The 6,391-nt window shown below is 66.2% G+C and carries 5 protein-coding genes; 4 read left to right on the forward strand and 1 reads right to left on the reverse strand.

Annotated elements, in window-relative coordinates:
* Nucleotides 1-36: 36 nt before the first annotated feature.
* From B2790_RS17830 to B2790_RS17840, 3 genes are all read left to right on the forward strand, one after another.
* Nucleotides 37-1,398, forward strand: a complete 1,362-nt coding sequence (locus B2790_RS17830) for an MFS transporter (RefSeq protein ID WP_015270698.1) — start codon at nucleotides 37-39, stop codon at nucleotides 1,396-1,398.
* Between the two features lie 77 nt (nucleotides 1,399-1,475).
* The gene (garD, locus tag B2790_RS17835; protein ID WP_286919369.1) at nucleotides 1,476-3,029 is read left to right on the forward strand and encodes a galactarate dehydratase; all 1,554 of its coding nucleotides are present in this window, start codon (nucleotides 1,476-1,478) and stop codon (nucleotides 3,027-3,029) included.
* A 165-nt stretch (nucleotides 3,030-3,194) separates the two neighbouring features.
* Nucleotides 3,195-4,775, forward strand: coding sequence for an aldehyde dehydrogenase (NADP(+)) (locus tag B2790_RS17840; RefSeq protein WP_286919370.1), 1,581 nt, complete (start codon nucleotides 3,195-3,197; stop codon nucleotides 4,773-4,775).
* Nucleotides 4,776-4,944: 169 nt separating this feature from the next.
* Here B2790_RS17840 and B2790_RS17845 read toward each other — a convergent pair whose 3' ends face one another.
* Nucleotides 4,945-5,694, reverse strand: a complete 750-nt coding sequence (locus tag B2790_RS17845) for a FadR/GntR family transcriptional regulator (protein ID WP_013972994.1) — start codon at nucleotides 5,692-5,694, stop codon at nucleotides 4,945-4,947.
* A 203-nt stretch (nucleotides 5,695-5,897) separates the two neighbouring features.
* Here B2790_RS17845 and B2790_RS17850 point away from each other — a divergent pair, with 203 nt between their 5' ends.
* On the forward strand, nucleotides 5,898-6,227 hold the full coding sequence (locus B2790_RS17850) for a hypothetical protein (RefSeq protein ID WP_023660807.1): 330 nt from the start codon (nucleotides 5,898-5,900) through the stop codon (nucleotides 6,225-6,227).
* Nucleotides 6,228-6,391 lie beyond the last annotated feature (164 nt).

The following is a 6,391-nucleotide window of genomic DNA, read 5'->3' on the forward strand; positions in this document are numbered from 1 at the left end:
GCCCGCACAAAAATAACTAGTGGGAGTACTACCAGCATGCAAGCGACGAAGAAGACGCATGTGCGCTACCTGATCCTGTTCATGCTGTTCCTGGTGACCACGATCAACTACGCTGACCGCGCCACCATTGCAATCGCGGGCTCCAGCCTGCAGAAAGACCTCGGCATCGATGCCGTGACCCTCGGCTACATCTTCTCCGCCTTCGGATGGGCATACGTGGCTGGCCAGATTCCTGGTGGCTGGCTGCTCGACCGCTTCGGTTCCAAGAACGTCTACGCCTTCAGCATCTTCACCTGGTCGCTGTTCACCCTGCTGCAGGGCTTTGTCGGTGGCCTGCCGGTGGCCTGGGCGGTGGTGACGCTGTTCACCCTGCGCTTTCTGGTCGGTTTTGCCGAAGCCCCGTCGTTCCCGGGCAATGCACGCATCGTCGCGGCCTGGTTCCCGACCCAGGAACGCGGCACCGCCTCGGCCATCTTCAACTCGGCGCAGTACTTCGCCACCGCACTGTTCGCACCGATCATGGGCTGGATCGTGTTCAGCTTCGGCTGGGAGCACGTGTTCGTGGTCATGGGCGCACTGGGCATCGTGTTCTCCATGGTGTGGCTGAAGACCATCTACAACCCGCGCCAACACCCACGCATCAGCCCGGGTGAACTCGAGCACATCGAGCAGAACGGCGGCCTGGTGGACATGGACCAGAAGCGCGGCAACGACGGCCCTAAATGGGGCTACATCAAGCAGCTGCTGACCAGCCGCATGCTGCTGGGCGTGTACCTGGGCCAATACTGCATCAACGCCATCACCTACTTCTTCCTCACCTGGTTCCCGGTGTACCTGGTGCAGGAGCGCGGCATGACCATCCTCAAGGCCGGCTTCATCGCCTCGCTGCCGGCGGTCTGCGGCTTCATCGGTGGTGTGCTGGGCGGGGTGATCTCCGACTGGCTGCTGCGCCGCGGCAACTCGCTGACCTTCTCGCGCAAGCTGCCGATCGTCTGCGGCCTGCTGCTGTCGACCACCATGGTGTTCTGCAACTACGTCGACGCCGAGTGGATGGTGGTCGGTTTCATGACCCTGGCGTTCTTCGGCAAAGGCATCGGCGCGCTGGGCTGGGCGGTGGTCGCCGACACCTCGCCGAAACAGATCGCCGGGCTGTCGGGCGGGCTGTTCAACACCTTCGGCAACATCGCCTCGATCACCACGCCGATCGTGATCGGCTACATCATCAGCGCCACTGGCTCGTTCAAGTGGGCCCTGGTGTATGTCGGCGCCAACGCCCTGGTGGCGGTGTTCAGCTACCTGGTGATCGTCGGCCCGATCAAGCGCATCGAGCTGCGTGAAAGCCCAAAGCCTGACGCCGAGCCAGCGGCCGGCAGCGAACTGGCCGGCTCGCGCCACTGAGTGAACACGCCCGCGTCGGCCACCCCGCCGCGGGCGGATGTACAAAAGCCTGAGAACCTGACAAGTAGGGCCCGAACATGCAGTTGATCGAACATTCCGACTCGCCCCGCTACGTCCGCCTGCACGACGACGACAATGTCGTGGTGGTGGTCAATGATGGCGGCCTGGGCGAAGGCGCCCGCTTCGCCGACGGCCTGACCCTGGTCGAGGGCGTGCCACAGAGCCACAAGGTAGCCACCGTGGCCATCGCCAAGGGCGAGCCGGTGCGCCGCTACGGGCAGATCATCGGCTACGCGCTGGAAGACCTGCGCCAGGGCAGCTGGGTGCAGGAGAGCCAGCTGGCCATGCCGGCCGCGCCGGAGCTGGACAGCCTGCCACGCTGCGACGCCGTCCCGCAGCCGCTGCCGCCGCTCGAAGGCTTCACCTTCGAAGGCTACCGCAACGCCGACGGCACCGTCGGCACCCGCAACATCCTCGGCATCACCACCACCGTGCAGTGCGTGGCCGGCGTGCTGGAGCATGCGGTCAAGCGCATTCGCAGCGAGTTGCTGCCCAAGTACCCCAATGTCGATGACGTGATGGCCATCACCCACAGCTATGGCTGCGGCGTGGCGATCAACGCGCGCGATGCCTACATCCCGATCCGCACGGTGCGCAACCTGGCGCGCAACCCCAACCTGGGCGGCGAGGCCCTGGTCATCAGCCTGGGCTGCGAAAAGCTGCAGGCCGGCCAGGTGATGCACGACAACGACCCGTCGGTGGACCTCAGCGACCCGTGGCTGTACCGCCTGCAGGACGCCAGCCTGGGCTTTGTGGAAATGATCGAACAGATCATGCAACTGGCCGAGACCCGCCTGAAGAAACTCGACCAGCGCCGTCGCGAAAGCGTGCCGGCCAGCGAACTGATCCTGGGCATGCAGTGCGGGGGCAGCGATGCCTTCTCGGGCATCACCGCCAACCCGGCGCTGGGCTACGCTGCCGACCTGCTGGTACGCGCCGGCGCCACCGTGCTGTTCTCGGAAGTGACCGAAGTGCGCGACGCCATCTACATGCTCACCTCGCGGGCGGAAAGCCAGGAGGTCGCAGACGCCCTGGTGCGCGAAATGGACTGGTACGACCGCTACCTGCAGCAAGGCGCCGCCGACCGCAGCGCCAACACCACGCCGGGCAACAAGAAAGGTGGCTTGTCGAATATCGTCGAGAAGTCCCTGGGGTCGATCGTCAAGTCCGGTAGCGGCGCCATCCAGGGCGTGCTCGGCCCGGGCGAGCGGGTCAACCGCAAAGGCCTGATCTTCTGCGCCACCCCGGCCAGCGACTTTGTCTGCGGCACCCTGCAACTGGCTGCCGGCATGAACCTGCATGTGTTCACCACCGGCCGCGGCACCCCGTACGGCCTGGCCATGGCGCCAGTGGTAAAGGTATGCACCCGCAGCGAGCTGGCCCAGCGCTGGCCCGACCTGATCGACATCGACGCCGGGCGCATCGCCAGCGGCCGCTCGACCATCGAGGAGCTGGGCTGGGAGCTGTTCCACTACTACCTGGACGTGGCCAGCGGCCGCAAGCAGACCTGGGCCGAACAGCATCGCCTGCACAACGACATCACCCTGTTCAACCCGGCACCGATTACCTGATGACCCGGCTTCTCGACAGTGTCGCGATCCCTGTGGGAGCGGGCGCGCCCGCGAACACCGGCGCAGCCGGTGCCATACACCGGGTTGCCTGCTTCGCGGGCTCGCCCGCTCCCACAGGTCATGCGACAACCTGCCAGATTTTCTCTCAACCTACAGGAGCACCCCATGCCTGAAATCCTCGGCCACAACTTCATCGCCGGCCAGCGCAGCGCCGCTGGCCAGCAGCGCCTGCAGAGCCTGGACGCCAGCACCGGCGAGGCCCTGCCCTACAGCTTCGCCCAGGCCACCGAAAGCGAAGTGGACCAGGCCGCCAAGGCCGCCGCCGCCGCCTTCGCCGAATTCCGCCAGCTGGCCCCGGCACGGCGCGCCGAATTCCTCGACGCCATCGCCGCCGAGCTGGACGAACTGGACGACACCTTCGTCGCCATCGTCTGCCGTGAAACCGCCCTGCCCCCCGCCCGTATCCAGGGCGAGCGCGGCCGCACCAGCGGCCAGATGCGCCTGTTCGCCCAGGTGCTGCGCCGTGGTGACTTCCTCGGTGCGCGCATCGACCTGGCCCTGCCCGAGCGCCAGCCCCTGCCACGCGTGGACCTGCGCCAGATGCGCATCGGCGTCGGCCCGGTCGCCGTGTTCGGCGCCAGCAACTTCCCGCTGGCCTTCTCCACCGCCGGTGGCGATACCGCTGCGGCCCTGGCCGCCGGTTGCCCGGTGGTGTTCAAGGCCCACAGCGGCCACATGGCCACCGCCGACCTGGTCGGCTGCGCCATCCAGCGCGCCGCCGAGCGCACCGGCATGCCCAAGGGCGTGTTCAACATGGTGTTCGGTGGCGGCGTCGGCGAGTGGCTGGTCAAGCACCCGGCCATCCAGGCCGTCGGCTTCACCGGCTCGCTGAAAGGCGGTGACGCCCTATGCCGCATGGCCGCCGAGCGCCCGCAGCCGATCCCGGTGTTCGCCGAGATGTCCAGCATCAACCCGGTCATCATCCTGCCGGGCGCCCTGGCCAAGCGTGGCGAAGCCATCGCCCGAGAACTGGCCGGTTCGGTGTGCCTGGGCGCAGGCCAGTTCTGCACCAACCCGGGCCTGGTGATCGGCCTGCAGTCGCCGCAGTACAGCCAACTGCTGGCCGAGCTTGGTCAGCACCTGAGCCAGCAGGCCGGCCAGACCATGCTCAACGCCGGTGGCCTGCGCAGCTACGTCGGTGGCCTGGAGCACCTGCACGCCCATGCCGGTATCGAGCACCTGGCCGGCCAGGCGCAGGCAGGCAGCCAGGCGCGCGCCCAGCTGTTCAAGGCCGATGCCCGCCTGCTGGTGGAATCTGACCCGCTGCTGCAGGAAGAAGTGTTCGGCCCGACCACTGTTGCCGTGGAAGTGCAGGACAGCGACCAGTTGCGCGCCGCCCTGCTCGGCCTGCGCGGCCAGCTGACCGCGACCCTGATTGGCGAGCCGGAAGACCTGCAGGCCTTCGCCTGGCTGGTGCCGCTGCTGGAAGAGAAAGTCGGGCGGATCCTGGTCAACGGCTACCCGACCGGTGTCGAGGTATGTGATGCGATGGTGCACGGCGGGCCTTACCCGGCCACGTCGGATGCGCGCGGCACGTCGGTCGGCACCCTGGCCATCGACCGCTTCCTGCGCCCGGTGTGCTACCAGAACTACCCGCAGGCGCTGTTGCCGGAGGCACTGCGCGACGGCAACCCGCTGGGGCTGCGCCGGCTGGTGAATGGCCAGTGGAGTGAGGGCGCGATCTGATCGCCCCTTGAAACCAGAAAGCCCCGCGCATGGCGGGGCTTTTCTTTTGGCTGTACCGGCCTCTTCGCGGGCGCGCCCGCTCCCACAAGTATCGCTGTACCCTCAAGATAAGGTAATCCCTGTGGGAGCGGGCGCGCCCGCGAAGAGGCCGGCACAAGCGACGAACGCCTCAGGCCCCCTGCGCCTCGGCCTCTGCATGCGCCTGGCGCAAGCGCTCGCGGCTGTTGCTCAGGTGCATGCGCATGGCCATCTTCGCCCCTTCGCTATCACGCCGGGCGATGGCTTCGTAGATCGCCTCGTGCTCGTGCATCAGCCGGCTCATGTAGTGCGCCTGGTCATCGTGGGCCAGCCGCGCCGAATTCAACCGGGTACGCGGGATGATACTGGTGCCCAGGTGGTTGATGATGTCGGCGAAGTAGTGGTTGCCGCTGGCCTGGGCAATGCGCAGGTGGAACTGGAAATCCGCCGACACCGCATCCGTGGCGTGGGCAGCCCCTTCGTTGAGTTCGTCCAGCGCCGCACGCATGCCGGTCAGCTCTTCGTCGCTGCGCCGCTGCGCCGCCAGGCCCGCCGATTCGATCTCCAGGGCAATGCGCAACTCCAGCACCGCCAATACTTCGCGCAGGGTGACCACGGTCGCCGGGTCGATACGGAAACCACCCGTGGCTGGCGCGTCCAGCACGAAGGTGCCAATGCCGTGGCGGGTCTCGACCTGCCCGGCGGCCTGCAGCCGCGAGATCGCTTCACGCACCACTGTGCGGCTGACACCCTCTTCGGCCATGATCTGCGATTCGGTCGGCAACTTGTCGCCGCGCTTGAGCTGGCCGCTGCGAATGCGCTCGGTCAGCACCGTGACCAGTTCCTGGGCCAGACTGCGCGGCTTGCGCCGGGTCTTTGCCTGTACCTGCTGCTCTGTCATTGCCCTGTATTTCACCTTGAAAGACAGCGCTCATCATAGCGCAAGCAGTTGTACGATCACATACACGCAGTGCGGTATTTATTCGCTGGTTTGCACGCCACCAGTCGATTGCGAGCGACCATGGTCTGACGGCAAATTGCTGGCCCCCAGCGCCTGCTTGTGAAGGCAAACTTCGTTTTCCTTCAGATGCTTAGGACAGCAACATGCGAGTACTTCTAGCAACGATGGCCGGCTGCCTGCTGGCCACGCTCGCTTTCGGCGCCCAGGCACGGGCGCTGAGCCAGAACGATCGCCACACTTGCGGCTGGGGCGCGCAGATAGCCGCCGAGGCGCAGCAGGCCAAGCTTTCCGGGGTAACCCTGTATGCCACGCGCAAGAAGCTGCAGGCGCGCAAATTCCCCAAACCGTGGATGCGCATGACCGCCTTCGGCATTACCGAACAAACCTACAACAGCCGCTCGCGGCTCAAGCCTGCAGCGATCAAGCAGACCTATTACGAGCAGTGCGTGCAGCATGCTGTAGCAAGACGATAACGATTGCCCAGCCCTTTTCTCGTAGAGAACTGAATTCGCAAGCGGCCCGCGTACCCTGTGGGAGCATTATGCTGTGCGTCTCGCGTGCTCGTACTGCCCGCTTGGTGCTCGACTTGTAACAACCGCCCGGCTGATGCTGCCTGTACTGGCCTCATCGCCGGCAA

Source organism: Pseudomonas sp. UBA6753 (assembly GCF_002453565.1).
Lineage (GTDB): Bacteria > Pseudomonadota > Gammaproteobacteria > Pseudomonadales > Pseudomonadaceae > Aquipseudomonas > Aquipseudomonas putida_Z.

Bases quoted from the DNA above. Each gene is read 5' to 3' on its own strand.
- B2790_RS17845 (WP_013972994.1), bottom strand. From the start codon at position 5,694: ATGACAGAGCAGCAGGTACAGGCAAAGACCCGGCGCAAGCCGCGCAGT.
- garD (WP_286919369.1), top strand. From the start codon at position 1,476: ATGCAGTTGATCGAACATTCCGACTCGCCCCGCTACGTCCGCCTGCAC.
- B2790_RS17840 (WP_286919370.1), top strand. From the start codon at position 3,195: ATGCCTGAAATCCTCGGCCACAACTTCATCGCCGGCCAGCGCAGCGCC.
- B2790_RS17830 (WP_015270698.1), top strand. From the start codon at position 37: ATGCAAGCGACGAAGAAGACGCATGTGCGCTACCTGATCCTGTTCATG.
- B2790_RS17850 (WP_023660807.1), top strand. From the start codon at position 5,898: ATGCGAGTACTTCTAGCAACGATGGCCGGCTGCCTGCTGGCCACGCTC.